This window comes from Pseudomonas iridis (assembly GCF_017980685.1).
GTDB lineage: Bacteria > Pseudomonadota > Gammaproteobacteria > Pseudomonadales > Pseudomonadaceae > Aquipseudomonas > Aquipseudomonas iridis.
Genome location: NZ_JACXXO010000002.1, coordinates 502787 through 528095 on the forward strand (window position 1 = coordinate 502787; position 25309 = coordinate 528095).

Annotated in this window: 23 protein-coding genes and 2 pseudogenes; 13 read left to right on the top strand and 12 right to left on the bottom strand. The window is 59.6% G+C overall.

Annotated elements, in window-relative coordinates; translation table 11 throughout:
• Position 1: 1 nt before the first annotated feature.
• The 5 genes from livM to IEQ42_RS07115 all read left to right on the top strand — a co-directional run bounded on the left by livM (position 2) and on the right by IEQ42_RS07115 (position 5571).
• Positions 2 to 1303, top strand: coding sequence for a high-affinity branched-chain amino acid ABC transporter permease LivM (gene livM, locus IEQ42_RS07095; protein WP_210703026.1), 1302 nt, complete (start codon positions 2 to 4; stop codon positions 1301 to 1303).
• The gene (locus tag IEQ42_RS07100; RefSeq protein WP_210703027.1) at positions 1300 to 2172 is read left to right on the top strand and encodes an ATP-binding cassette domain-containing protein; all 873 of its coding nucleotides are present in this window, start codon (positions 1300 to 1302) and stop codon (positions 2170 to 2172) included. Before livM ends, IEQ42_RS07100 begins: the two co-directional genes overlap by 4 nt.
• A complete protein-coding gene (locus IEQ42_RS07105; protein WP_042557417.1) occupies positions 2169 to 2885 on the top strand; it encodes an ABC transporter ATP-binding protein in 717 nt (238 codons plus the stop codon). The genes IEQ42_RS07100 and IEQ42_RS07105 overlap by 4 nt, the downstream gene beginning before the upstream one ends.
• 838 nt (positions 2886 to 3723) lie before the next feature.
• Positions 3724 to 4488: an SDR family oxidoreductase gene (locus IEQ42_RS07110; protein WP_210703028.1), complete on the top strand. Its 765-nt coding sequence runs from the start codon at positions 3724 to 3726 to the stop codon at positions 4486 to 4488.
• Positions 4489 to 4665: 177 nt separating this feature from the next.
• Positions 4666 to 5571 (top strand): cation diffusion facilitator family transporter, encoded by a 906-nt coding sequence (locus IEQ42_RS07115; protein ID WP_115145920.1) that lies wholly within the window; start codon positions 4666 to 4668, stop codon positions 5569 to 5571.
• A gap of 122 nt (positions 5572 to 5693) precedes the next feature.
• Here IEQ42_RS07115 and IEQ42_RS07120 read toward each other — a convergent pair whose 3' ends face one another.
• From IEQ42_RS07120 to IEQ42_RS07150, 7 genes are all read right to left on the bottom strand, one after another.
• Complete coding sequence (locus IEQ42_RS07120) at positions 5694 to 6827, bottom strand: AGE family epimerase/isomerase (protein ID WP_210703029.1); 1134 nt, start codon at positions 6825 to 6827, stop codon at positions 5694 to 5696.
• Between the two features lie 199 nt (positions 6828 to 7026).
• A complete protein-coding gene (locus IEQ42_RS07125; RefSeq protein WP_210703030.1) occupies positions 7027 to 7599 on the bottom strand; it encodes a HupE/UreJ family protein in 573 nt (190 codons plus the stop codon).
• A 27-nt stretch (positions 7600 to 7626) separates the two neighbouring features.
• Positions 7627 to 8241, bottom strand: a complete 615-nt coding sequence (gene ureG / locus IEQ42_RS07130; RefSeq protein ID WP_042557421.1) for an urease accessory protein UreG — start codon at positions 8239 to 8241, stop codon at positions 7627 to 7629.
• Positions 8242 to 8279: 38 nt separating this feature from the next.
• The gene (locus IEQ42_RS07135; RefSeq protein ID WP_210703031.1) at positions 8280 to 8954 is read right to left on the bottom strand and encodes an urease accessory protein UreF; all 675 of its coding nucleotides are present in this window, start codon (positions 8952 to 8954) and stop codon (positions 8280 to 8282) included.
• A complete protein-coding gene (gene ureE, locus IEQ42_RS07140) occupies positions 8951 to 9451 on the bottom strand; it encodes an urease accessory protein UreE (RefSeq protein WP_115145917.1) in 501 nt (166 codons plus the stop codon). Before ureE ends, IEQ42_RS07135 begins: the two co-directional genes overlap by 4 nt.
• Positions 9452 to 9752: 301 nt before the next feature.
• Positions 9753 to 10385: a TetR family transcriptional regulator gene (locus tag IEQ42_RS07145; RefSeq protein WP_042557424.1), complete on the bottom strand. Its 633-nt coding sequence runs from the start codon at positions 10383 to 10385 to the stop codon at positions 9753 to 9755.
• 170 nt (positions 10386 to 10555) lie between these two features.
• Entirely contained in the window at positions 10556 to 10975 is a 420-nt protein-coding gene (locus IEQ42_RS07150) for a DUF2790 domain-containing protein (RefSeq protein WP_042557425.1), read from the bottom strand.
• 385 nt (positions 10976 to 11360) lie between these two features.
• Here IEQ42_RS07150 and IEQ42_RS07155 point away from each other — a divergent pair, with 385 nt between their 5' ends.
• Complete coding sequence (locus IEQ42_RS07155) at positions 11361 to 13436, top strand: AsmA family protein (RefSeq protein WP_210703032.1); 2076 nt, start codon at positions 11361 to 11363, stop codon at positions 13434 to 13436.
• A 117-nt stretch (positions 13437 to 13553) separates the two neighbouring features.
• Here the strand turns inward: IEQ42_RS07155 and IEQ42_RS07160 are convergent, their stop codons facing one another.
• Together IEQ42_RS07160 and IEQ42_RS27265 are read right to left on the bottom strand one after the other, a co-directional pair.
• Complete coding sequence (locus IEQ42_RS07160; RefSeq protein WP_047299512.1) at positions 13554 to 14087, bottom strand: ferritin-like domain-containing protein; 534 nt, start codon at positions 14085 to 14087, stop codon at positions 13554 to 13556.
• A gap of 91 nt (positions 14088 to 14178) precedes the next feature.
• A pseudogene (locus IEQ42_RS27265) lies at positions 14179 to 14385 on the bottom strand (LysR family transcriptional regulator); the annotation flags it as partial.
• 186 nt (positions 14386 to 14571) lie between these two features.
• On the opposite strand from IEQ42_RS27265, the gene IEQ42_RS07170 reads away from it, so the two are divergent.
• The gene (locus IEQ42_RS07170) at positions 14572 to 15450 is read left to right on the top strand and encodes an esterase/lipase family protein (protein WP_115145913.1); all 879 of its coding nucleotides are present in this window, start codon (positions 14572 to 14574) and stop codon (positions 15448 to 15450) included.
• A gap of 121 nt (positions 15451 to 15571) precedes the next feature.
• Here IEQ42_RS07170 and IEQ42_RS07175 read toward each other — a convergent pair.
• Positions 15572 to 16455 (bottom strand): annotated as a pseudogene (locus tag IEQ42_RS07175) (DMT family transporter).
• A 96-nt stretch (positions 16456 to 16551) separates the two neighbouring features.
• On the opposite strand from IEQ42_RS07175, the gene IEQ42_RS07180 reads away from it, so the two are divergent.
• From IEQ42_RS07180 to IEQ42_RS07190, 3 genes are all read left to right on the top strand, one after another.
• A complete protein-coding gene (locus tag IEQ42_RS07180) occupies positions 16552 to 17346 on the top strand; it encodes an AraC family transcriptional regulator (RefSeq protein WP_042557432.1) in 795 nt (264 codons plus the stop codon).
• A 63-nt stretch (positions 17347 to 17409) separates the two neighbouring features.
• The gene (locus IEQ42_RS07185) at positions 17410 to 17715 is read left to right on the top strand and encodes a PsiF family protein (protein ID WP_042557433.1); all 306 of its coding nucleotides are present in this window, start codon (positions 17410 to 17412) and stop codon (positions 17713 to 17715) included.
• 249 nt (positions 17716 to 17964) lie between these two features.
• Positions 17965 to 18978 (top strand): AI-2E family transporter, encoded by a 1014-nt coding sequence (locus IEQ42_RS07190; protein WP_210703034.1) that lies wholly within the window; start codon positions 17965 to 17967, stop codon positions 18976 to 18978.
• Positions 18979 to 19080: 102 nt separating this feature from the next.
• Here the strand turns inward: IEQ42_RS07190 and IEQ42_RS07195 are convergent, their stop codons facing one another.
• Positions 19081 to 20349: an Hsp70 family protein gene (locus tag IEQ42_RS07195; RefSeq protein ID WP_042557435.1), complete on the bottom strand. Its 1269-nt coding sequence runs from the start codon at positions 20347 to 20349 to the stop codon at positions 19081 to 19083.
• Between the two features lie 292 nt (positions 20350 to 20641).
• Here IEQ42_RS07195 and IEQ42_RS07200 point away from each other — a divergent pair, with 292 nt between their 5' ends.
• From IEQ42_RS07200 to IEQ42_RS07210, 3 genes are all read left to right on the top strand, one after another.
• Positions 20642 to 21592, top strand: a complete 951-nt coding sequence (locus tag IEQ42_RS07200) for a DnaJ C-terminal domain-containing protein (RefSeq protein WP_042557436.1) — start codon at positions 20642 to 20644, stop codon at positions 21590 to 21592.
• A gap of 23 nt (positions 21593 to 21615) precedes the next feature.
• Complete coding sequence (locus IEQ42_RS07205) at positions 21616 to 21921, top strand: chaperone modulator CbpM (protein WP_042557437.1); 306 nt, start codon at positions 21616 to 21618, stop codon at positions 21919 to 21921.
• A gap of 218 nt (positions 21922 to 22139) precedes the next feature.
• Positions 22140 to 23465, top strand: a complete 1326-nt coding sequence (locus tag IEQ42_RS07210) for a hypothetical protein (RefSeq protein ID WP_210703035.1) — start codon at positions 22140 to 22142, stop codon at positions 23463 to 23465.
• A gap of 69 nt (positions 23466 to 23534) precedes the next feature.
• Here the strand turns inward: IEQ42_RS07210 and ureC are convergent, their stop codons facing one another.
• The gene (ureC, locus tag IEQ42_RS07215; RefSeq protein WP_210703036.1) at positions 23535 to 25235 is read right to left on the bottom strand and encodes an urease subunit alpha; all 1701 of its coding nucleotides are present in this window, start codon (positions 25233 to 25235) and stop codon (positions 23535 to 23537) included.
• Positions 25236 to 25309 lie beyond the last annotated feature (74 nt).

Consider the following 25309-nt stretch of genomic DNA (forward strand, 5'->3'; position numbering starts at 1 on the left):
GATGTCTTCAACCACCAAAAAATCCATTGATGTCAAAAAAAGCCTGGTTGAGGCGATTCTGGCCGGCCTGATTGCCTTGATTGTTTTCGGGCCGATCGTCGGTGTCGTACTCGACGGTTACAGCTTCAACCTTGAAATGACCCGCGTGGCCTGGATCATTGCCATCGTCATGGCCGGCCGCTTTGCCCTCAGCCTTTTTCTGCAAACGCCCAAGGGCTTGAAGATTCTCGACGGATTCGAGAGCGCCGGGTCAGGTGTGCATGTATTGCCCGCCGATCACAAATCAAGCCTGCGCTGGATTATCCCGCTGGTAGTTCTGCTGGCCGTGGCCGTGCCCTTCTTCTCCAACTCGTACCTGCTGGGCGTGGTCATCCTCGGGTTGATCTACGTGCTGTTGGGGCTGGGGCTGAACATTGTGGTTGGCCTAGCCGGCTTGCTCGACCTCGGTTACGTGGCGTTCTACGCCATCGGCGCCTACGGTCTGGCGCTCGGTTATCAATATCTCGGTTTGGGTTTCTGGACGGTGCTGCCGCTGGCGGCGATCACTGCGGGGCTTGCCGGCTGCATCCTCGGTTTCCCGGTGCTGCGCCTGCATGGCGACTATCTGGCGATCGTGACCCTGGGTTTCGGTGAGATCATTCGTCTGGTCCTCAACAACTGGCTGTCCCTGACCGGCGGCCCGAACGGCATGGCGGCGCCGCTGCCGACGTTCTTCGGTCTGGAACTCGGCAAGCGCGCGAAGGATGGCGGGGTGCCGTTTCATGAGTACTTCGGTATCGCCTACAACCCGGACGTGAAGTACTACTTCATCTACGCGGTGCTGTTCCTCGTGGTGCTGGCCGTGCTGTACATCAAGCATCGACTGGTGAAGATGCCGGTCGGTCGCGCTTGGGAAGCCTTGCGTGAAGATGAAATCGCCTGCCGCTCGATGGGCCTCAACCACGTCCTGGTCAAGCTTTCGGCCTTCACCATCGGCGCGTCGACGGCGGGTCTGGCGGGTGTGTTCTTCGCGACTTATCAGGGCTTCGTCAACCCGACCTCGTTTACGTTCTTCGAATCGGCCCTGATCCTCGCCATCGTTGTGCTCGGCGGCATGGGCTCGACCATCGGTGTGGTGATTGCAGCGTTTGTGCTGACCGTCGCCCCGGAACTGCTGCGCGGGTTTGCTGAGTATCGCGTGCTGCTGTTCGGCATTCTGATGGTGTTGATGATGATCTGGCGACCACGCGGGTTGATTCGCATCAGCCGTACCGGGGTCAAACCACGCAAAGGTGCCATTCACTACGAGAGGACTGCGCCATGAGTGAAGTCGTACTCTCTGTTGAAAAACTGATGATGCATTTCGGTGGCATCAAGGCGTTGAGCGATGTCAGCCTGAAGGTCAAACGCAACTCGATCTTCGCCCTGATCGGCCCCAATGGTGCCGGCAAGACCACGGTGTTCAACTGCCTGACCGGTTTCTACAAGGCGTCCGGCGGCAAGATCGAACTCAACGTGCGCGGCCAGCAGACCAACGTCATCCAGCTATTGGGTGAGTCGTTCAAACCGACCGACTTCGTTTCGCCGAAAAGCTTTCTCAGCCGGGTGTACTACAAGATGTTCGGCGGCACCCATCTGGTGAACCGCGCAGGCCTGGCTCGTACCTTCCAGAACATTCGTCTGTTCAAGGAAATGTCCGTGCTGGAAAACCTGCTGGTGGCCCAACACATGTGGGTCAACCGCAACATGCTCGCCGGCATCCTTAACACCAAGGGCTATCGCAAGGCTGAGAGTGACGCCCTGGATTGCGCGTTCTACTGGCTGGAAGTGGTCGATCTGGTCGACTGCGCCAACCGTCTCGCCGGTGAGCTCTCGTACGGCCAGCAACGCCGTCTGGAGATCGCCCGGGCCATGTGCACGCGGCCGCAGATCATCTGCCTCGACGAACCGGCCGCCGGCCTCAACCCACAAGAAACCGAAGCGCTGAGCGCAATGATCCGGCTGCTGCGCGACGAGCATGATCTGACCGTGGTGCTGATCGAACACGACATGGGCATGGTAATGAGCATTTCCGACCACATCGTGGTGCTGGACCACGGCATCGTTATCGCTGAGGGGGGACCTGAAGCCATCCGTAACGACCCGAAAGTGATTGCCGCCTACCTGGGCGCCGACGAAGAGGAGCTGGTATGAGCCAACCGATCCTCGAACTGAAAAACCTGGACGTGTTCTACGGCCCGATCCAGGCACTCAAAGGCGTTTCGTTGCAGATCAATGAAGGGGAAACCGTCAGCCTGATCGGCTCCAATGGCGCGGGTAAATCAACATTGCTGATGTCGATCTTCGGCCAGCCCCGTGCGGCAAACGGGCAGATCATTTATCAAGGCGTCGACATTACCCAAAAGTCATCGCACTACATCGCGTCCAACGGCATTGCGCAGTCGCCGGAAGGACGGCGGGTGTTCCCTGACATGACCGTCGAGGAAAACCTGTTGATGGGCACCATCCCGATTGGCGACAAGTACGCCAAAGAGGATATGCAGCGCATGTTCGAGCTATTCCCACGGCTTGAAGAGCGGCGCACGCAGCGGGCGATGACCATGTCCGGCGGTGAACAGCAGATGCTCGCCATTGCTCGCGCATTGATGAGCCGACCAAAGTTGTTGCTGCTCGATGAACCTAGCCTGGGTCTGGCGCCGATTGTGGTGAAGCAGATCTTCGCGACCCTGCGGGAACTGGCCAAAACCGGCATGACGATTTTCCTCGTCGAGCAGAACGCCAACCATGCGTTGAAGCTGTCGGATCGCGCGTACGTGATGGTCAACGGCGAGATTCGCCTGACGGGCACCGGTAAGGAGTTGCTGGTGAACGAGGAGGTGCGTAACGCCTATCTGGGCGGGCACTGAGTTACATCGTTATGCACAAGCCCCGACGCGCGAGCCTCGGGGCTTTTTTATCCCTGCGATGCACCCCAATCCCTGTGGGAGCTGGCTTGCCAGCGATAGCGGTTCACCATTCAGCCAAGGTGTTGTCAGTGACTCCCCCATCGCTGGCAAGCCAGCTCCCACAGGTTCCTTGGTGCACTTTGATGAAATTGTGGAAAACAAATTCCGCTACCTGCCAAAGCGCGACATATAGACGCTGCAAATGGCTGTTTTTCCACAGTTTTGACTTGTCCCCGTTTGCTGTGGAGCTGGCTGTGAATAACGTGGGAGTAGCTGGCTGAATCCCTTTAAAACCGTGGCTCTCAGGCGTGTGGTTGTTTTTTGATCAGGCGTTTTTGCTGGAGCGGCAGACGTCTTTGTCAACCTTTTTGTGGGGGCTGCATCGCCGCAGTTTTGATGAGTGCAGACCTGTGGATAAGTCTGTGATTAAACTCTGGAAAGACCCCGCTAAGGGCCGTAATTACTGGCCTCGCGCAATCACTGCTCCAACCGACCTGTCGTGCAAAATGCCATGTCCCGCACAGGTAGCGCTCCATGGTCAAGCAAAAAACTTTCCATTTCGCCCGCAAAGCCTTGTGTGGCGCGGCTTTGCGCGCTTCCACTTGCCCCCGGAAACTGTGGAAGGGACTGTGGATAACATGCGTGCACATGGCTACAGGCCACGCTGGCTATGGCGTCGGAACGATTGTTTGTTTTTTATACAGCGAGCGGGTGTTGCCCGTGCTTGCGTGGCCGGGCATGCTGCCTGCTGATTTTCTATTCCAATGGCTGCCCTCGCGGTCGAAGCAAGGAGAACACGATGTCCAACACCCTGTTTATCACCGGCGCGACGTCCGGTTTTGGTGAAGCCTGCGCCCGTCGTTTTGCCGAGGCTGGCTGGAAACTGGTGCTGACCGGTCGTCGTGAAGAACGCCTCAACGCTCTGTGCGCTGAGTTGTCCAAGCAGACTGAAGTGCATGGCCTGGTGCTTGATGTGCGCGACCGCAAGGCGATGGAGGAGGCGATTGCCAACCTGCCGCCATCGTTCGCCAAACTGCGTGGCCTCATCAACAACGCGGGCCTGGCGTTGGGCGTGGACCCTGCGCCGAAATGCGATCTGGATGATTGGGACACCATGGTCGACACCAACGTCAAAGGCCTGATGTACGCCACTCGCTTGCTGTTGCCGCGCCTGATCGGCCATGGTCGTGGCGCTGGCATCGTCAACCTCGGCTCCATCGCCGGCAACTATCCGTACCCTGGCAGCCATATCTACGGCGCGACCAAAGCGTTTGTTAAGCAGTTTTCGCTGAACCTGCGCTGCGATTTGCAGGGCACCGGCGTGCGCGTCAGCAACATCGAGCCGGGGCTGTGCGAGAGCGAATTCTCGCTGGTGCGTTTCGCTGGTGATCAGGAACGGTACAACGCCACCTACGCCGGGGCCGAGCCGATCCAGCCGCAAGACATCGCCGAGACGATTTTCTGGGTGATGAATGCGCCGGCGCATATCAACATCAATAGCCTGGAATTGATGCCAGTGAGTCAGACCTGGGCCGGGTTTGCCATCGAGCGTAACAAGGCTTAAGACCGCATCAAGCCTAATCGCCAGCAGGCTGGCTCCCACATTTGAAATGCATTCCAATTGTGGGAGCCAGCCTGCTGGCGAAGAGGCCATATCTGCCAAAACATGCCGATAAGGTAAACTCCTCTCCCAACAACCCCACCGCATCCCGCGGTTTTCAAGGTTTTCAGAGGAGGCTACGTGAGTAACCGAGGTGAGCAGTCGCTGCTCAAACAATCGACCATCCTGATGTTTGCAGTGTCGATTGCCGGGATCGTCACCGGTTTTGTTTCAGGTTCCCAATCCATCCTGTTCGATGGTTTTTTCTCGCTGATCGCAACCTTCATCAAAGTACTGATGCTGATCACTGCCAAGCTGATCGCCAAGCAAAGCAATCACCGTTTCCAGTTCGGCTTCTGGCATCTGGAACCCATGGTGCTGCTGATTGAAGGCAGTTTCCTGCTGTTGATTGCCATCTACGCGTTTCTCAACGGTGTGTTCGGCATCATCGACGGTGGCCGGGACATTGAGTTGGGGCTGGTGATCATCTACGCCGCCGTGTTTACCGTGGTCGAGTTCGCGTACTTCTTCTACGTGCGTCGGCGCAATCGCAAGCTCAAATCCAGCCTGATCCAGTTCGACAACATCAGTTGGCTGGTGGACGCGATGCTTTCTGTGGGCCTGTTGATCAGTTTTCTCACGGCGCTGCTGCTCAAGTCCCAGGGCTATGGCGAGTGGGCGGTTTACGTCGATCCGCTGATCCTGATCGTACTGGCCCTGACCATGCTGACACCGGCCTTCAAGATCCTCGGCCCGGCATTACGCGATGTGCTGGGCATTGCACCGGACACGCTGAATGACCACGTACGCCAGGTGATGGACGCGGCGAAGGCCGAGCATGGTTTCGACGATTATGTGTCCTACGTGCAGAAGCACGGACGGGCGCGGTTTATCGAGATTCATGTGGTGTTGCCGGCGGATTACCGACTGGAGAATGTCGGGCAACTGGATGCCCTGCGTGAAGAGATTTCCGCGAAGCTGGGCAAACCGGATGCGGCGCGATGGTTGACCATCAGCTTCACGGGCGACAAGAAGTGGATTGCCTAGACACCGTATAACGGCCATCGCGAGCAGGCTCGCTCCCACGGGTGATCTGCGCCGTTCACAAAGAGTGTGTTCGGTGCGAATCCAATGTGCGAGCGAGCTTGCTCGTGAAGGCAATGTTCAAATCAGCGAAGATATTCAGCCAGCCCGCGATAGCACGTTGCCAAGTGATACGGCGTGGTCGAGGGCATGTCCTTGCGGCTGACTTCGCCCTGCTCATCGCGGCACTCATGCCAGCCACCGGCATGCAGAAAGCGCTGTTGCAACGCCTGCAATTGATGCAGCACCACGGCTTCGCTGTCGGGGCGCAAGGTCAGCGCGCGCAGGTATTCGGCCTGCGCCCAGATCCGCTGAGTCGAATCTTTTGGACGTCCGTCCATTTCCAGATCAAGCATCGCCCGCACCGCACCGCTGGGATGCTCTACGCCGAATTGCTCGGTGAAGGCAAACGCCTTATCAAGCGCCGAATGCAATTTCGTACCGCGCAGCAGCGCTGACGATTGCAGCAGGAAATACCATTCGAACTGGTGCCCTGGCTCGTACCAGTTATCCACAGCACCCAAAGGTTTTTCCATCAACACGCCATGTTGCGGGTCGATGAAACGCTTGTGCATGGCTGTGCATAACTCAAGTAGCGCTTGTTGCGTAGCGCTGTCCTGGCGCACGTGCAGAGTGGCGAGGAAGGCTTCGGCCAGGTGCATCAACGGGTTTTGCAGCGGGCCGGTTTCGAGGGTGAGCCAGTTGCGGTCAAGGCAGGCTTCGTAAAGGCCATCGCCGGTGGCGAAACGCTGACCGATGACTTCCAGCGCGGCGTTCAACGTCGATTCCACCAGCGGCTCGCGGGATTTTTCCCAGTAATGCGCGCAGGCAAACAGGATGAACGCGTGGGTGTAGAGATCCTTGCGCTGATCCAGCGGTTTGCCCTGGGCATCGATGCTGTAGAACCAGCCGCCGTGCTCGGCATCGTGGAAGTGTCGTTGCAGAGAACGGAACAGCGCGGCCGCGTGTTCTGCTGCGTTATCCACAACGCCGATCAGGCTGGAAAACAGATACAGCTGCCGTGCACAGGCCATCGCCCGATAACGTTGCGCTGGCAAGGGTTGGTGCGCGGCGTCGAGTGCTTCGTAGGGCAGTGCCATGTCGGCATTCCAGCCCGGGCCTTGCCAGAGCGGCACGATCACGTTGACGAAGTGCTGCTGCACCTCGGTGAACAGGGCGGTCAATTCAGGCAGGGATTTGGAGCGGGAAGCATGGGGCATTGGCGGACGTCGTCACGGCTGGGGCGATTGCGCGACATGGTAGCAGAGCGGCAGCCTTTAGAGGCCCGGTGTCTGATCGGTCGTCATCGCTGGCAAGCCAGCTGCCACATGGATCTTCGGTGTTCACATGATTGTGGCTACACCAAATGACCTGTGGGAGCTGGCTTGCCAGCGATGAGGCCGGTACAGGCGGCAGAGATCAGCCGGCCAGCAGCCAAGCGCCGGTCATTGCCGAAACCGCACCCGCCAACCGCACCAACGGCGCCGCAGCCTGCGGCAATACGCGCACCACGCCATAACCGGCGGCATGCAGCGCAGCAGTCGCAGCCACAAAACCTGCCGCATACGCCCAAGGGCTGCTCATTTCCGGTAACTCAAGGCCATGCGCGACACCATGGAACAACGCAAACAGCGCCGTCGCCGCTACCGCCATTACCAACGGCGGACGCACTGCCAGCGCCACGGCCAGGCCCAGCGCCAGCACCGATGCGGCGATCCCGCTTTCCAGCGCCGGCAGTTCCAGTCCTTCAAATCCGAGCATGCCGCCGATCAGCATGGTGCCGACAAAAGTGCAAGGCAGCGCCCAGCGCGCCGCGCCTTTTTGCTGCGCGGCCCACAAGCCGACGGCGACCATCGCCAACAAGTGGTCGAGGCCGCCAATCGGGTGGCTGATGCCTGCGATCAAGCCGCTGTCGCCGTGACCCGGATGTGCGAAGGCCAGTGCCGGCGTCAGCAGCAGCGCAACGGCGCCGAAAATACGTTTGAGTGTCATGGATAAGCTTCCTTGTTGATAAATGAATCAGGCTGCGGTCAGCAAGCCCTGGCGTTCGATGAAGGCGATGATTGCGTCCAGACCCTGACCGGTTTTCTGGTTGCTGAACACGAACGGCTTGCCGTTGCGCATGCGTCGGGTGTCGCTATCCATCATTTCCAGCGAGGCACCGACCAGCGGCGCCAGGTCGATCTTGTTGATCACCAGCAGGTCAGATTTGCAGATGCCCGGCCCGCCCTTGCGTGGCAACTTGTCGCCCGCCGAGACGTCGATCACGTAGATGGTCAGGTCGGACAGTTCCGGGCTGAACGTCGCCGACAAGTTGTCGCCGCCGGACTCCACCAGAATCAGGTCCAGCCCCGGGAAACGCCGGTTCAACTGATCGACCGCTTCGAGGTTGATCGAGGCGTCTTCGCGGATCGCCGTGTGCGGGCAGCCGCCGGTTTCCACACCGATGATCCGCTCCGGCGCCAGCGCTTCGTTGCGCACCAGAAAGTCGGCGTCTTCGCGGGTGTAGATGTCGTTGGTGACCACGGCGAGGTTGTAGCGCTCGCGCAAGGCGAGGCACAGGGCCAGGGTCAACGCGGTTTTACCGGAACCGACCGGGCCGCCGATACCGATACGCAAAGGTTGTGTGTTCATACGGCTTCTCCAAAATAAAAGGCCCAAAATGACGGGCCCTAGGAACGGAACAGACGGCTGTACTGGCGCTCATGGGCCATGCACGTCAGGGACAGGCCGAACGCGGCGCTGCCAGTGTGTTCGGGTTTGATGTGGGTCGCGTCTTGCTGCGCCTGTTGCAGCAGCGGCAGCAATTCGCTGGTCAGGCGCTGGGCGGCTTGCTGGCCCAGCGGCAAGGTTTTCATCAGCACGGCGAGCTGGTTTTCCAGCCAGCTCCACAGCCAGGCGGCGAGGGCGTCTTGGGGGCTGATGCCCCAGGCGCGAGCAGCCAGTGCCCAGCCGAGCGCCAGATGCGGTTCGGCACATTGCTCGAGAAAGCTGCGTGCCGGCGCGTCGAGTTCTGGCAAGCCGTTGAGCAACTGCTGCAGCGAGTAACCCATCTGCCGACTTTCCAGGTGCAACTCGCGAGTCTCGCGGCTGGCGCGGTGGGTTTCGCAGATTTGCTGCAGTTCGCCCCAGTTTTCTTCGGCGGCTGCCTGGCAATGGGCAAGCAGTAGCGGCGCTTCGAAACGGGCGAGATTGAGCAGCAACTGATCGCTGATCCAGCGGCGGGCGCTGTCCGGGTTGTTCACGCGGCCGTTATCCACAGCCATTTCCAGGCCTTGCGAATAGCTGTAGCCACCAATCGGCAATTGCGGACTGGCCAGGCGCAGCAGCGCCCAGGCTGGGTTCATAAACGAACGCCGAACTGGTGCAGTTTTGGCGCGTAGTTGAAATCTTCGTCGCCGTGCCGCGAATGGTGATGGCCGCCGCCGTAGGCACCGTGTTCCGGTTGGAATGGGGCTTCAAGCGCTTCGACCTGCGCACCGAGTTGTTCCAGCATGGCTTTGAGCACGTAGTCGTCGAGCAAGCGCAGCCAGCCATCGCCGACTTGCAGGGCGACGTGGCGATTGCCCAGGTGATACGCGGCGCGGGTCAGTTCGAAGGCATTGGCGCAGGTGACGTGCAGCAGTTGTTCGGCGCGGGCGCAGACACGGACGATGCGGCCGTCCTCGGCTTGTAGGCATTCGCCGTCATACAGCGGCGGCTGACCGCGTTCCAAAAACAACCCGACGTCTTCGTTCTCGGCACTGAAACAGCGCAAACGGCTCTTGCTTCGGGCTTCGAAGGTCAGGTGCAACTCGGCGGCCCAGACGGGTTGAGGGTCGATTCTGCGATGAATCACCAACATCGGAAAGCTTCCAGCAGTGGACAATACTCAGGCTAGAGCAAGGGGCTTGCCAATCGGACGATATGTAGGAAATCCCTGTAGGATCGTAGAGGGTGTTGCAGGATGTTGCGGAGATTTGAAGCGTTTTGGTGCATGAAGATTTTTACATGCACCAAATAGAAGCCGTGACGCTGAGCCATTGTGGGAGCGAGCCCGCTCGCGAAGGCAAACTTTCAGTCACCGGAAAGGGTGAATGACAAACCGTTTTCGCGAGCAGGCTCGCTCCCACAGGGGAATTCGGCTACATCACAAAGAAAGGGGGTTACTCAGTACTGCCCAGGCCTTGCCAGTGCTTGAGCCCGATAAAGATGAAGCGCAACTGCTGGGTGATCTTCGCCTGGGGCGTCAAATGCTCGGGCAAGGCGTCGGCTGGCGGGTCAATGATGTCAGGCAGGGTGGCGAACACCGATTTGACGATCAGATCGGCCATCACGCTCAGGCCGTCGGCGTCCAGATGCTGAAGCTTGGGCATCATCGTCAGGTCGGCCGCGAGGTCGGAACTGATGTTCTCGCGCAGACGGCCAATCGCCTGGCGCACCGGCAGCGAACCACCGTACTGCTCGCGCGCCAGAAACAGGAACTGCGAACGGTTGGCGCTGACCACATCGAGGAAGATCCGCACCGACGCATCGATGATGCCGCCCATGACGAATTCGTTATGGCGCACCAAGCGGATGGTTTCGCGGAAGGTCTGGCCCACTTCGCTGACCAGCACCAGACCGAGTTCGTCCATATCGGCAAAGTGCCGATAGAAACCGGTGGGCACGATGCCGGCGGTCTTCGTCACTTCGCGCAGGCTCAGGCTGCCGAATCCTCGGCCGCTTTCCATCAAGTGGCGGGCAGCGTCCATCAGGGCGTTGCGGGTCTGTTGCTTCTGTTCGGCGCGGGGCAGCATCGCAGGTGTGTTCTTTGGCAGGACAAGCGCCGCACTCTAGCAAATCGGCTTTATCGGCGTCGAACGGCAGCGGGGCAGGTAGCGGGGAAATGGCGACTTATTGAGGGTTGCGGCTAAAAAGGCAAAAGCCCAATCCGGGGATTGGGCTTTTTTTCAGGGCCGCCATGGGCTCAGCTCACAGCGCTGTTGCGTTCGATCACACGGTCACCACCACCTTCGGCAAGCGCTTGGCCTTGTGGGGTTTTGTCATAGCCGTCTTCGACCAGACCTTTTTCTTCCAGGCGATTGCGACCGTTTTCAGCGACAGCCTGGCCTTGTGGGGTGTTGTCGTAGCCGTCTTCAACCAGACCTTTTTCTTCCAGACGATTGCGACCGTTCTCGGCAAGTTGACCTTGTGGAGTTTTGTCGTAGCCATCTTCAGCCAGGGTCTGACCTTGTGGAGTTTTATCATAGCCGTCTTCGGCCAGGGTTTGGCTGAACACCGAGTGGCTGTCTTTGACTTGCGGAGTGGCTTGTTCGGCAGCGGGCAGAGCGAAAGCAGTGCTGGCTAGCATCGAAAGGGTAAGACTCAGTAGTAATTGGCGTTTCATGATGGGTTGCTCCTTGGGGGGGCGATAAAGTGGGTACGAGGGCAATGCTACTCTCGATAAGTCGATATAAAAGTTCATAAACGCAATGGTAATAATCAACAGAATTGATTGTTCTGGCGGGAGGCTCTAGAACGGGCCTTCCAGAGGGGCACTTTTGCACCGCAGTGGGTATTTTCGACCCACTCGTGCCTCGCAAAAGTGCGGGTGGCGGTAACGCTGCCTGACCGATCGGTCGGATTTGGCGCGGCTTTTTGCGTCTTAATCGGTCTTTCGATTAAACCTGCGGGCCTTTTGCCAGTCACAGATTTCATAGGGGCCGCTTTGGCCCGCCGTTTCAGCCGTACGCCGTGGTTTTGGCGTGCGGTCGTGATCAGGAGTTTTGTGCATGACGCGCACTGGAAAAATCTTCAGCTGGACCTTCGCCATCCTCGCACTGCTGTTGGCCGTACTGGTGCTGATCATCGTGTTCTTCGACTGGAACCGGATCAAACCGCCGCTCAATGCAAAAGTATCGGAAGAACTGCACCGACCGTTTGCCATCAACGGCAACCTCGCGGTGATCTGGCAGCGCGAGCCGGAGGAAGGCGGCTGGCGCGCCTGGGTGCCTTGGCCGCATGTGGTCGCCGAGGATTTGAGCCTGGGCAACCCGGACTGGTCGAAGCAGCCGCAGATGGTCACGCTCAAACGCGTCGAGTTGCGTATTTCGCCGTTGGCCTTGCTGGCGCAACGGGTGGTGATCCCGCGCATCGACCTGACCGAGCCCAACGCCGAGTTGCAACGCCTGGCTGACGGCCGCGCCAACTGGACGTTCAAGTTCGATCCCAAGGACCCGAATGCCGAGCCGTCGAACTGGGTCGTTGATATCGGCGCCATCAAGTTCGACAAGGGCCACGTCACGCTTGACGATCAGACCTTGATGACCAGCCTTGATGTGCTGATCGATCCTTTGGGCAAGCCGATTCCTTACAGCGATATCGTCGGCGACAAAGCGGCGAAAACCACGCAGGACAAGGTCGGCGCGCCGCAGGATTACGCTTTTGCATTAAAGGTGAAAGGTCAGTATCACGGCCAGAATCTCAGTGGTCAGGGCAAAATCGGCGGTCTGCTGGCCTTGCAGGACTCGAGCAAACCGTTCCCGCTGCAGGCCCAGGCGAAAATCGGCGATACCCGCATTGAACTGGCCGGCACCCTGACCGACCCGCTCAACCTCGGCGCCCTCGACCTGCGTTTGAAACTGGCCGGTGACAGCCTCGGTAACCTCTATCCGCTGACCGGGGTGACCCTGCCGGACACGCCGCCGTACGCCACCGATGGTCATCTCATCGCCAAGTTGCACGATGATGCCGGCGCGAAATTCACCTATGAACAATTCAACGGCAAGATCGGCAGCAGCGATATCCACGGCGACCTGACTTACGTTGCCAGTCAGCCTCGGCCCAAGCTCAGCGGCGCGCTGGTGTCCAACCAACTGCTCTTCGCTGACCTCGGGCCGTTGATCGGTGCCGACTCGAACGACAAGCCAAAAACTGGCAGTGCGCAGAGCAAGCAACCGGCAGACAAGGTCCTGCCGGTGGACGAATTCAAGACTGACCGCTGGCGCGCGATGGACGCCGATGTCGAGTTCACCGGCAAGCGTATCGTCCACAGCGAAAAACTGCCGTTCACCGACCTTTATACCCATCTGATACTCAACGACGGCGAACTCGGTCTGGAGCCGCTGCGCTTCGGCGTGGCTGGTGGCAAACTCGATGCGCAAATTCGTCTGAACGGGCGCACCGAGCCGCTGGAAGGCCGGGCGAAGTTGACGGCGCGTGGGTTCAAACTCAAGGAACTGTTCCCGACCTTCGAGCCGATGAAAACCAGTTTCGGCGAGCTCAATGGCGACGCCAATGTCAGTGGGCGCGGTAACTCGGTAGCGAAGCTGCTGGGCGGCGCTAACGGCAGCTTGAAGATGCTGATCAACGACGGCGCGATCAGTCGCGAACTGATGGAACTGGCAGGTCTCAACGTCGGCAACTACGTGGTCGGCAAAATCTTTGGCGACAAAGAAGTGAAGATCAACTGCGCGGCGGCGGACTTCGATATCAAGACGGGTTTGGCGTCCACGCGGCTGTTTGTCTTCGATACCGAGAACGCGATCATCTATATCGACGGCACGGCGAACATGGCGACCGAGCAACTGGACCTGACGGTGACGCCGGAATCCAAGGGCTGGCGTTTGATCTCGTTGCGTTCGCCGCTGTATGTACGCGGCAAGTTCATCAAACCCGACGCTGGCGTTAAACCAGTCCCGCTGTTGTTGCGCGGCGCGGGGATGGTGGCGTTGGGAGTGATTGCGGCGCCGGCGGCAGGGTTGCTGGCATTGGTGGCGCCGAGCGGTGGCGAGCCGAATCAGTGTGCGCCGTTGCTGGAGCAGATGAAGGCCGGTAAGGCACCGGTGACTGTGAAACCTACAAAATAGCGGGTGCCCATACGCGCCTCTTCGCGAGCAGGCTCGCTCCCACATTTAACCGCATCCATCTGAAGGAATGCGGTCAACTGTGGGAGCGAGCCTGCTCGCGAAAGAGATTTTGAAGGTTTACAGATCTTTCAGAATGTCGGCCATGTCATCCGCATGCTCTTCTTCCTGCGCGAGGATGTCTTCGAAGATGCGGCGGGTGGTCGGGTCTTTTTCGCCGATGTACTGAATGATCTCGCGATAGCTATCAATCGCGATCCGCTCGGCCACCAGGTCTTCGTAGACCATCTCCTTCAAACTGTTGCCGGCCACATATTGCGCGTGGGACATTTTCGACAGCATGTCCGGATTGAACTCCGGTTCGCCGCCCAATTGCACAATACGCTCGGCCAGTCGGTCAGCGTGTTCGCTTTCCTGCTTGGCGTGTTCGAGAAACTCATCGGCGGCGGTGCTGGCCTTCAGACCGCTGGCCATGAAGTAGTGACGTTTGTAGCGCAAAACGCAGACCAGTTCAGTGGCCAGCGATTCGTTGAGCAAACGCAGCACCTCTTCACGGTTGGCGCTGTAGCTTTCGGTTACGGCGCCGTTCTCGACGTGTTGGCGCGCACGTTCGCGCAGGGTTTGGACATCAGACAGATGCAGGTCGTTGCTCATTTCAGTCTCCTGGAGGCTAATCCGATTGGCGCCACGCTCTACAGGCGCGATCGCCTACCCAGGTTGTGAGTCATACGCGATGCAAAAAGTTTTATGAGATTTGCACGGCTTGCCCTGTGTGCGCTGCCGAAGGCTGTGACCTTGGCGCCAGCCCGGACAAAAGCGCCTCTTCCTGCAACCACGCGAAAAACGCCCGCACCGACGGATGCCGCTCGCGCCCCGGCACACACAGCGCGATGTAGCCGGCACCGTCGACTTGCCCATCGCCTTGAAGTGGCACCAGCAAACCATTGGCGATGCGGTATCGGTGGCCGAGGCGGAGCAGCGCTTGCTCGAAATCGCGAGGGAGTTCCAGGTGGCCTGATTGTGGCGGGGGTTGCAGGGCTGAAGTAGGCTGGACGCTGCGTTGTCATCATTACAGCGGATGCTTGGCGGGTGTTTTGCACGCCTTGCATCCACTCACCGACCACAAGGATGTTTGCCCATGTCGACGCGTTATCCATTGGTGCTGGTGCCGGGAATGCTCGGATTTATCCGGCTGGTGATTTATCCATATTGGTTCGGGATCATCAAGGCGTTGCGCCGTGGTGGTGCAACCGTGATTGCGGTGCAGGTGTCGCCGCTCAATTCGACCGAGGTGCGTGGCGAGCAGTTGCTCGCGCGCATCGACGAGATTTTGCGCGAAACCGGGGCGCAGAAGGTCAATCTGTTTGGCCACAGTCAGGGCTCGTTGACGGCGCGTTACGCTGCAGCGAAACGTCCGGATCTGGTTGCGTCGGTCACGTCGGTGGCCGGGCCCAATCATGGTTCGGAACTGGCCGACTATCTGCACAAACACTACCCCGCAGACAGTGCCAAGGGTCGTATCCTCGAAGTGCTGCTGCGTGTTGTCGGCTGGCTGATGGCGTTGCTGGATACCGGTTATCACGGGCCGAAACTGCCGGTGGATATCCACGCCTCGCATCAATCGCTGACCACTGAAGGCGTGGCGCTGTTCAATCAGCGTTATCCACAGGGCCTGCCTGAAACCTGGGGCGGCCACGGGCCGGAAGAGGTCAACGGCGTGCGGTATTACTCGTGGTCAGGGACGTTGCAACCGGGCAAGACGGATCGTGGCGGCAATCTGTTCGACGGGACCAATCGCAGCTGTCGGTTGTTTGCGAAAACCTTTGTCCGTGAGCCTGGGCAGTGTGACGGGATGGTCGGGCGTTACAGCTCGCATCTGGGCACGGTGATTGGCGACGACTATCCGCTGGATCACTTCGACATCGTCAACCAGTCGCTGGGGCTGGTGGGCAAGGGCGCGGATCCGGTGCGGCTGTTTGTCGAGCATGCGGCGCGCCTGAAAGCTGCCGGGCTTTAACTCACAACCGAGTCATCGTTCATCGCTGGCAAGCCAGCTCCCACAGTGATTCGGGGTGGTTACAAAACTTGTGCCTGACGCCGAAAAATGTGGGAGCTGGCTTGCCAGCGATGAGGCCCGATCAGGCGATACTGGTCTGTCGGCCCAACACCGTCGTCCAGCGCTCGGAAAGAATCACCCCGCCCAACGTCAGCAAGCCACCCACCAGGTGATACATCGCCAGTTGCTCCTTCAACACCAGCGCGGCAATCAGCGCGGTAATCAACGGCAGCAAGTTGAAGAACAACGTCGTCCGGCTCGGCCCCAGGCGCATCACCGCTTGCATCCACGCCAACGGCGCGAGCATCGAGGCCAGCAGGCACGCATACAACACCAGCGGAATATTCTGCAGCGTCAGCCCGGTTTTCGGTGAGGCGGCAAACAGCGGAAACAACACCACAATCGCCACCAGCACCTGCAGATACAGCAACACGGCGGCAGGCGCAGCTGCCATTTCTTCAGCAAGGTGCTGTAAATCGCATAGGCGAGCGTGGCGATCAGCATCATCGCATCGCCAAGGTTCACGCCGTGTTGCAGCAACGCGCCGAGGCTGCCCGACGACACCACCACCAGCACACCGGCGAACGACAGCACCGCCCCCACCAACGCACCGGCAGTCAGGCGCTGGCCGAGGCTGATGATTGCCATGGCCAGCGACATCAATGGCATCAGCGACAGAATGATGCCCATGTTGGTTGCCGTGGTCAGGGTCGCGGCGAAGTAGGCGAGGCTTTGATACACCGCCATGCCGAGCACGCCGAGGACGAAAATCTTGCCCAGGTTGGGGCGGATCTGCGGCCAATGCGCGATCACTTGTTTGAGCATGAACGGGGTGAACAGCAAACCGGCGAGCAGCCAGCGGTAGAAACCGATCTCGGCCGGGAAGATCGCGCCGACCGCGAGTTTGTTGATCACAGTGTTGCCGGCCCAGATAAAGATCGCCAGCAGGGGAAAAGCGTATTGCATGCGTTGAAACCAGTACGTTGATGAAACGTGATTATCCCCTGTCTGGATGCAGCCCTATACTTCGAACCAGACAACCTGCCACTGAAAGCGGACAGCATGAACAGTAAACACATCGATCTGCTCGATTTCAGCGAACTGCCGTCAGCGGTGTACTTCCGTTACGCCGATTTCAACGCCCATGAGTTTGCCGCACCGCACCGCCATCCGTGGGGCACTTTGGAATACGCCGCTCATGGGGTGTTGCACATGGACGTCGATGGCAGTCGTTTCATGTCGCCGCCGCAATACGCAGTGTGGGTGCCGCCGCAGGTCGAACACAGTTTCTACAGTCATCAGCCGGTCAATTACCGGGCGGTATGTCTCGATCCCAAGGTTTGCGCCGAGCTGCCGGCGCGGGCCTGCACGCTGGCGATCAGCGATATCCTCAAGGCGATCCTCAAGGACTTCGCCGCCCGTGACGTAAAGATTCCCGAACGGGAGGCTGATCAGCGTCTGGCTCAGGTGCTGGTCGATCAACTGCAACAGGCGCCAGTGCATGAGTGTTATCTGCCGTATGCAAGCAGCCCCGGACTGCTGGCGATTCTTGAGACCCTGCAAGCGGAGCCAGGCAACAACCAGCCGCTGGCGCACTGGGCGTTGCAGGTGCATGTCAGCGAGCGCACGTTGGCGCGGCAGTTTGTTCGAGAACTGGGGATGAGCTTCGGTGAGTGGCGCCAGCGTCTGCGCTATCTCGCGGCCATTGAAGCGCTGGAAACGCCGCGCAGCGTGCAGGAAATCGCTTTTGATCTCGGCTACAGCAGCGGCTCGGCGTTTATCGCCATGTTCGCGCGGCAGGCCGGCTGCACGCCGGAGCAGTACCGCCGCAGTCACCTGGAAGGCAGGAAGATGTAACAGGATTTGGCTACACTCCAGCGAAGGCCGCCTCCATCGAGGCGGCGACAAGGAGAAAACTCCATGAAGATGTTGCGTGTGCCTTTGTTGATGATTGGTTTGCTCCTGTGCTCCCAGGGTTTCGCCGCCACGGCGCAACAGAACAAAATGACCACCTGCAATGCCGATGCGACCGCCAAGAGTCTGAAAGGCGATGAGCGCAAAACCTTCATGAGCACTTGCCTCAAGGCAGCACCAGCGGCCAATGACGCCAAGGCCCTGACCCCGCAGCAGCAGAAGATGACCACGTGCAACGCCGATGCGAAAACCAAAGCCCTGAGCGGCGATGCGCGCAAGGCATTCATGAGTGAGTGCCTGAAGAAAAAGTGATCCTCTGACCTTGTGGTGAGCGTGCCGGCCTCATCGCGGGCAAGCCCGCTCCCACAGGGTTTTGGTGGGCTCAGATAATTTGTGTACGACGCAATCACTGTGGGAGCTGGCTTGCCAGCGATGAGGCCAGATAGCCCCCTGAGCTTTTGACTCATGGCCCCGATCAGGCTTGCCCCTGCATATCCCTAGTGCTCCCCCTCGATCGCTGGCAGACTGCCCACCCTTTAACGCCGTTCGTTTTGAGGCTGTATGCCAACGTTTTCTGAGCGTCATGTTGTGTTCTGGGTCAGTTGCATCATCATTTTCGGCGGGTTGCTGCTCGTCCTGCCGCTGCGCTTGTTGCCCAGCCTGCTGGCCGGGTTGCTGGTGTTCGAGCTGGTCAACATGCTCACCCCTCAATTGCAACGGCTGATCGAAGGCCGCCGCGCCCGTTGGCTGGCGGTGGCACTGCTCGGTACGCTGGTGGTCAGTGCGCTGGCGTTGCTCTTCGCCGGGGCTATCAGTTTCCTCCTGCACGAGGCGGAGAATCCCGGCGCCTCTCTGGACAAATTCATGGGCGTGGTCGACCGTGCTCGCGGTCAGTTACCGCCGTTCATCGACGCCTATTTGCCGGCCAGCGCCGCTGAATTTCGCGTGGCCATCGGCGCATGGATGAGCAAACACCTGTCCGATCTGCAACTGGTGGGCAAAGACGCGGCGCACATGTTCGTGACCTTGCTGATCGGCATGGTGCTCGGCGCGATCATCGCCTTGCAGCGCATACCGGACGTGACCAAGCGCAAACCGTTGGCCGCCGCGCTGTTCGACCGTCTGCACCTGCTGGTACAGGCCTTTCGCAACATTGTTTTCGCGCAGATCAAGATTTCTCTGCTGAACACGTTTTTCACCGGGATTTTCCTCGCGGTGATCCTGCCGATGTTCGGCGTTCATCTGCCGCTGACCAAAACCCTGATCGTCCTGACCTTCCTGCTCGGCCTCTTACCGGTGATCGGCAACCTGATATCGAACACGCTGATCACCATCGTCGGCCTGTCGCTGTCGATCTGGGTGGCGATGGCCGCACTGGGTTATCTGATTTTTATCCACAAGCTCGAATACTTCCTCAACGCGCGCATTGTCGGCGGGCAGATCAGTGCCAAGTCGTGGGAGTTGCTGCTGGCGATGCTTGTATTCGAGGCCGCATTCGGCCTGCCGGGCGTGGTGGCGGGGCCGATTTACTATGCGTATCTGAAGAGTGAGTTGAAGCTCGGCGGAATGGTTTAAAACGGCAGCTTCGAGTTTTCAGCTGCAAGCTGCAAGTAAGGGCAAAAGCAGATGCGCTTTTGATCCTGCTTGCAGCTTGAGGCTCGCAACTTGCAGCTGGCGTTAAACGCCATACCGTTTACGGGCTTCAATCGCCAAACCGCTGCCAATGCTGCCGAAGATATTCCCCTCGACATGTCGCGCATTCGGCAACATCGCCGAAACACTGTTGCGCAGCGCCGGGATGCCGCTGGAACCACCGGTGAAGAACACCGTATCCACTTGATCGACGCGCACATTGGCATCGTTCAGCAAATTCGTGACGCTGCCGCGCACTCGCTCCAGCAGCGCGTCGATCGCTGATTCAAACAACGCCCGCGTCAGTTCCACGCTCAACCCGGCTTCGATGCGGTCCAGCGGCACATGGCGGCTGTCGGCGTGGGTCAGCTCGATCTTGGTTTCCTCGACTTCCATCGCCAGCCAGTGCCCGGCGCGTTGTTCGATCAACTTGAACAGACGATCAATGCCGCCCGTGTCTTCGATGTCGTAGCGCATGCTGCCCAGCGCCAGACTCGATTTTTGCGAGTACACCGAGTTGATCGTGTGCCAGGTCGCCAGGTTCATGTGGTGGCTGGTCGGCATGTAGGCGCCGCTCTTCATGCGGCTGCCGTAGCCGAACAGCGGCATCAGGCCCTGCAGGCTCAGTTGTTTGTCGAAGTCGGTACCGCCGATGTGCACGCCGCCGGTGGCGAGGATGTCGTCGTGGCGGTTATCCACACCGCGACGCTCGGGCGACAGGCGGACCAGCGAGAAGTCGGATGTACCACCGCCGATGTCGACGATCAGGACCAGCTCTTCCTTTTCGATGGTCGACTCGTAGTCGAAGGCCGCAGCGATCGGTTCGTACTGGAACGAGACGTCTTTGAAACCAATCTTTTTCGCCACGTCCACCAACGTGTCTTCGGCTTCCTGGTCAGCCAGCGGATCGTCATCGACGAAAAACACCGGGCGGCCGAGCACCACTTGCTCGAATTCCCGACCGGCGGCGGTTTCGGCGCGGCTCTTCAATTGGCCGATGAACAGGCCGAGCAGGTCCTTGAACGGCATCGCCGTGCCGAGGACGCTGGTGTCGTGCTTGATCAGCTTGGAGCCGAGCAGGCTTTTCAGCGAGCGCATCAGGCGGCCTTCGTAGCCTTCCAGGTACTCGTGCAGCGCCAGGCGACCGTACACCGGGCGGCGCTCCTCGAAGTTGAAGAAGACCACCGACGGCAGGGTGATCTTGTCGTCTTCCAGCGCGATCATCGTTTCCATGCCGGGGCGCAGCCAGCCGACGGTGGAGTTGGACGTGCCGAAGTCGATGCCGCAGGCACGGGCTGGAGAGGCGTCTTTCATGTCTTTCGGTTCCGGTCAAAAAAACGGCCGCGCAGTGTATGTCAGTGCGCGGCAGATTCGTAGGCCGGTCATCTGCTATTTGATGACTAATCTTGCTTGAAACTCGCAGCTTTGCCCCAAACTTGCTGGCATGGGCCGGCAGATACACCGGCGGTCGCAAGAACCGCCGTCCACTGCCGATAAACTTCTGCAGCGCCACCCGGTCACAAACTTGAGATCGGTCAACCCGGCACGCGCGAATCGGCGCATGCTGGCATGGGCGCGAAATCGATAACGGATGGTGATTCCTTCAATGGACTTCAAAGACTATTACAAGATACTCGGCGTGGAGCCGACAGCAGACGACAAGGCTATCAAGGCTGCCTATCGCAAGCTGGCGCGCAAGTACCACCCCGATGTCAGCAAGGAAAAAGACGCCGAGTCCAAATTCAAGGACGCGTCGGAAGCCTATGAAGCGCTGAAAAGCGCCGACAAACGCGCCGAATACGACGAGCTGCGCCGCTACGGCCAGCACGGTCAGCCGTTCCAGGGGCCACCGGGCTGGCAGAGCCGTGGCGGTTTTGGCGGCGGCGGTCAGGACACCGGTGACTTCTCGGACTTCTTCAGTTCGATCTTCGGCAATCGCGGCCCCGGTTTCGGTGGCGGTGACGGTCGGCAACAACGCAGTGCAGGGCGCCGAGGGCAAGACGTGGAAATGGAACTGCCGATCTTCCTCGAAGAAACCCTTTCGAACGAATCGAAAAAGGTCACCTTCCAGGTGCCGCAATACAACGCGGCGGGCCAGCACGTCAGCAACACCAGCAAAAGCCTGAACGTGAAGATCCCCGCGGGCGTGACCGACGGCGAGCGCATCCGCCTCAAGGGCCAGGGTGCACCGGGTGTGGGGGGGGGAGCGAGTGGCGATCTGTACCTGACCATCCGTCTGGCGCCGCACCCGAAATTTGATGTCGAAGGCGAGAACCTGATCATCACGCTGCCGTTGGCACCGTGGGAGTTGGCGCTGGGTGCCGAAGTGGCCGTGCCGACCCTGACCGGCAAGATCAACCTCAAGGTGCCGGCCGGCAGCCAGAACGGCCAGCGCATGCGCGCCAAGGGCCATGGTCTGAAAAACAAGGCCGGTGAGCGTGGTTATCTGTTCGTGCAGCTCAAAGCCGTCATGCCAAAGACCGCCGATGACGAGGTCAAGGCGCTGTGGCAGGAACTGGCGAAGAAAGCCGCTTTCAATCCGCGAGAGAACTTCTGAACCCGACGACGGAGTAGCCCATCATGAGCAGCCCCCTGATCGTTCAACTGGACATGGCAGAATTCTGTGAGGCGGCCGATTTGTCGGACGTCTACGTGATCGAAATCGTCGAACACGGCATCCTCGAACCTCAGGGTGCGCAGCCCCGGGAGTGGCGCTTCACCGATTACGAACTGGCTTTGGCCAAACGCGCCGCCAAGCTGCGGCGCGATCTCGATCTGGAGTGGGAAGGCGTCGCACTGGCGCTTGACCTGCTCGAAGAGGTTCGCGAACTGCGTGCCGAGAACCTTATGCTCAAGCAGCGGTTGGGGCGACTGGTCGTCGAATAATCGAATCGCGGCCTCGGTATGGGCGGGCGTAATTTCCCGTCAGCGAGCCACTTTCAGTATCGATTATTCGGTTTCATTTTTTCGTCCGGGTGTGATTAAGTCGGCGCCGCGCATATGGATATGCGCGCCAGTGACACCGTTGATTACGTGCATTTCGGCTTTGCCGGTGCCGCCTCAACGGGCCACGACGCCAGATAACCTTTCAAGGATGAACAGCAATGCTCAAAAGACCCTCCCGCCGAGCAAGCGGCTCGGCTGATGTACACCCTCGCCCCGCCCAGACCACCGATGCACATTCGCGATCAGAACCGCCGCTACGTGTTGACGTCGGCTCATCGCACACCTTGCGTTCCTCATCCTCCAGAGAGCCCATAACAGGCTCAGTCGACCCTGACCTGCCGACGGCGACTGCTTCGATCCGGGTCACAGAGCTATTTACGCCATCGACCGAGTCCGTCGCTGCATTGGGTGATTGTCACCGACCGGTTATTGCGCAGTTCGACCTGCCCGAGGCGGATGCCCAAGGGTTCCGGATGTTCAAGGATCGCCTGTACGTCGATTTGCCTGACGGCGTCCTGCAAATCGGTGTCGACCCGCAAACCGGGCGATACCGCGCCAAGAAACCGAGTGAGCGGATTCCCTCAGGTCCGGAGCTTGTGTTCGACCCTGTCAGCAAGTTCTGGGTCCCTTCCGCGCCGAAACGAGCTGAGGCGGCACCGAACAGATCGCGCAGTGAGCCTGATACAGGTCGATCTGATGACGAGTTCGAGCTGGCTTCCGAATCGATGCCGATCGCGCACTTCACCGAACGCGAACTGGTGGGCATGAGGCGCGAAGAGCACTACTCCGCCGACACCAACGCGTTGGGTTCCTACGACCGCGTCAACAACGGCAAGTACCCGTTAAGAGACCGTTTTGGCAGGCCTGTGCGCATTCGCAAGCTTGAGCGCGAAGTCGTTCTGGAATCAGGCGAGCGCTACACGTCCGAGCAGATCAAGCCCTATATCAAGTTTCAGGGATATGAGCAGGTCGCCAGGTTGTACGAAGAAAAGTTGCAGTGGCGGCGGTTCACCGAAGCGGATGTAAAGGTCCCCGGCGAGGCTGCGCTGATCGGACAATCCATGGTGGTTGCCAACAGACGCATCGCCAATGGCGAGTTGATCGGTGTTTACGGCGGCACATTACGCCCTGGACGGTTCCTGCAGCCCAACGAGCTGACGTTCGCCATGTCTGTCTCCGACAATACGCTCAAGGCCAGCGTAGCCATCCCCGGAATGCATGTCGCCGGGGATAACATCATCTCCAGAATCAACACCTGTTTTATTTACGATGCCGCTGGCAAGCCCATCGCGCAGGCGCGCGATGGTTATAACCTTCAGGTGGTCGGCTTCACTGTCGAGGCTGACCTGTTGATGGGCGACAAACCGAACCGCAACAAATACTCGTTGAATGCATTCTTTGCGACGCAGGATATTGCGGCCGGAACGGAATTGCGCTGGGACTACAACTACTCTGATGAAGCGATGAAGCTGCTCTTCCCATAACGGGCGACCAAGGCGCGCCATGTGCTTCGGGAGGTCTCGAGCTTTCCACCTCCCGGAGACAGGTCGCAATCAGAACAGAAAGTAACGCTGCGCCATCGGCAGCGTTTCTGCTGGTTCACACCACAACAACACACCGTCGGCCTTGACCTGATAGGTCTGTGGATCGACATCGATGTTCGGCAAGTAATCGTTGTGGATCAGATCGGTTTTCTGCACATCGCGGCAACCTTTGACCACCGCGATTTTCTTTTTCAGTCCCAGTTGTTCCGGCAATCCGGCTTCCTGCGCCGCCTGACTGATGAACGTCATGCTGGTGGCGTGCAGCGAGCCACCATAACTGGCGAACATCGGCCGGTAGTGCACGGGTTGCGGCGTAGGAATCGAGGCGTTGGCGTCGCCCATCAGGCTTGCCGCAATGGCGCCGCCCTTGAGAATCAACGTCGGTTTCACGCCGAAAAACGCCGGACGCCAAAGCACCAGATCCGCCCATTTTCCCACTTCGATGGAGCCCACCTCATGGCTGATGCCATGGGTGATCGCCGGGTTGATCGTGTATTTGGCGATGTAGCGTTTGGCGCGGAAGTTGTCGTTGCCGGCGCCGTCCTGTGGCAGCGGGCCGCGCTGCTTTTTCATCTTGTCGGCAGTCTGCCAGGTGCGCGTGATGACTTCGCCGACGCGCCCCATGGCCTGGCTGTCGGAGCTGATCATCGAGAACGCGCCGAGGTCGTGGAGAATGTCTTCGGCGGCAATGGTTTCGCGGCGAATGCGGCTCTCGGCGAACGCCACGTCTTCGGCAATGCTTGGGTCCAGGTGGTGGCAGACCATCAGCATGTCGAGGTGTTCGTCGATGGTATTGCGGGTGAACGGTCGGGTCGGATTGGTCGAGCTGGGCAGCACGTTGGCGAAACCGCAGGCCTTGATGATGTCCGGCGCATGGCCGCCGCCGGCACCTTCGGTGTGATAGGTGTGGATGGTGCGGCCCTTGAACGCGCCGAGGGTGGTTTCGACAAAACCGGATTCATTGAGCGTGTCGGTGTGGATCGCCACCTGCACGTCGTACTGATCGGCGACGTTCAGGCAGTTATCGATGCTCGCCGGGGTGGTGCCCCAGTCTTCGTGCAGCTTGAGGCCGATGGCGCCGGCCTTGACCTGCTCGATCAACGGCTCCGGCAGGCTGGCGTTGCCCTTGCCGGTGAGGCCGATGTTCATCGGGAACGCGTCGGCGGCCTGAAGCATGCGCGCCAGATGCCACGGCCCGGAAGTGCAGGTCGTGGCGTTGGTGCCGGTGGCCGGGCCAGTGCCGCCGCCGATCATGGTGGTGACGCCACTCATCAGCGCTTCTTCGATCTGCTGCGGGCAGATGAAGTGGATGTGCGTGTCGATGCCGCCCGCGGTGAGGATCATGCCTTCACCGGCAATGACCTCGGTGCTGGCGCCGATGGCGATGGTCACGTTGGGCTGCACGTCCGGGTTGCCGGCCTTGCCGATTGCGGCGATGCGCCCATCCTTGAGGCCGACGTCAGCCTTGACGATGCCCCAGTGATCGATGATCAGCGCGTTGGTGATCAGCGTGTCGACGACTTCGGCGGCCAGCAGTTGGCTTTGGCCCTGACCATCGCGGATGACTTTGCCGCCACCGAATTTCACTTCTTCGCCGTAGGTGGTGAAGTCCTGTTCGACTTCGATCCACAGTTCGGTGTCGGCCAGGCGCACCTTGTCGCCGACGGTGGGGCCGAACATGTCGGCGTAGGCTTGTTTAGAAATCTTCATGCTGCGTCCTTCAGGAAAATAGTGGCGGGCCGTCGACCCTCACCCTAGCCCTCTCCCAGAGGGAGAGGGGACTG

Coding starts and splice junctions, on each gene's coding strand:
- ureG (WP_042557421.1), bottom strand. CDS start 8,241: ATGAACACACAACCTTTGCGTATCGGTATCGGCGGCCCGGTCGGTTCC.
- IEQ42_RS07200 (WP_042557436.1), top strand. CDS start 20,642: ATGGACTTCAAAGACTATTACAAGATACTCGGCGTGGAGCCGACAGCA.
- IEQ42_RS07155 (WP_210703032.1), top strand. CDS start 11,361: ATGACGCGCACTGGAAAAATCTTCAGCTGGACCTTCGCCATCCTCGCA.
- IEQ42_RS07190 (WP_210703034.1), top strand. CDS start 17,965: ATGCCAACGTTTTCTGAGCGTCATGTTGTGTTCTGGGTCAGTTGCATC.
- IEQ42_RS07135 (WP_210703031.1), bottom strand. CDS start 8,954: ATGAACCCAGCCTGGGCGCTGCTGCGCCTGGCCAGTCCGCAATTGCCG.
- IEQ42_RS07120 (WP_210703029.1), bottom strand. CDS start 6,827: ATGCCCCATGCTTCCCGCTCCAAATCCCTGCCTGAATTGACCGCCCTG.
- IEQ42_RS07100 (WP_210703027.1), top strand. CDS start 1,300: ATGAGTGAAGTCGTACTCTCTGTTGAAAAACTGATGATGCATTTCGGT.
- IEQ42_RS07150 (WP_042557425.1), bottom strand. CDS start 10,975: ATGAAACGCCAATTACTACTGAGTCTTACCCTTTCGATGCTAGCCAGC.
- IEQ42_RS07185 (WP_042557433.1), top strand. CDS start 17,410: ATGAAGATGTTGCGTGTGCCTTTGTTGATGATTGGTTTGCTCCTGTGC.
- livM (WP_210703026.1), top strand. CDS start 2: ATGTCTTCAACCACCAAAAAATCCATTGATGTCAAAAAAAGCCTGGTT.
- IEQ42_RS07170 (WP_115145913.1), top strand. CDS start 14,572: ATGTCGACGCGTTATCCATTGGTGCTGGTGCCGGGAATGCTCGGATTT.
- IEQ42_RS07210 (WP_210703035.1), top strand. CDS start 22,140: ATGCTCAAAAGACCCTCCCGCCGAGCAAGCGGCTCGGCTGATGTACAC.
- IEQ42_RS07110 (WP_210703028.1), top strand. CDS start 3,724: ATGTCCAACACCCTGTTTATCACCGGCGCGACGTCCGGTTTTGGTGAA.
- IEQ42_RS07180 (WP_042557432.1), top strand. CDS start 16,552: ATGAACAGTAAACACATCGATCTGCTCGATTTCAGCGAACTGCCGTCA.
- IEQ42_RS07205 (WP_042557437.1), top strand. CDS start 21,616: ATGAGCAGCCCCCTGATCGTTCAACTGGACATGGCAGAATTCTGTGAG.
- IEQ42_RS07125 (WP_210703030.1), bottom strand. CDS start 7,599: ATGACACTCAAACGTATTTTCGGCGCCGTTGCGCTGCTGCTGACGCCG.
- IEQ42_RS07160 (WP_047299512.1), bottom strand. CDS start 14,087: ATGAGCAACGACCTGCATCTGTCTGATGTCCAAACCCTGCGCGAACGT.
- ureC (WP_210703036.1), bottom strand. CDS start 25,235: ATGAAGATTTCTAAACAAGCCTACGCCGACATGTTCGGCCCCACCGTC.
- ureE (WP_115145917.1), bottom strand. CDS start 9,451: ATGTTGGTGATTCATCGCAGAATCGACCCTCAACCCGTCTGGGCCGCC.
- IEQ42_RS07195 (WP_042557435.1), bottom strand. CDS start 20,349: ATGAAAGACGCCTCTCCAGCCCGTGCCTGCGGCATCGACTTCGGCACG.
- IEQ42_RS07105 (WP_042557417.1), top strand. CDS start 2,169: ATGAGCCAACCGATCCTCGAACTGAAAAACCTGGACGTGTTCTACGGC.
- IEQ42_RS07145 (WP_042557424.1), bottom strand. CDS start 10,385: ATGCTGCCCCGCGCCGAACAGAAGCAACAGACCCGCAACGCCCTGATG.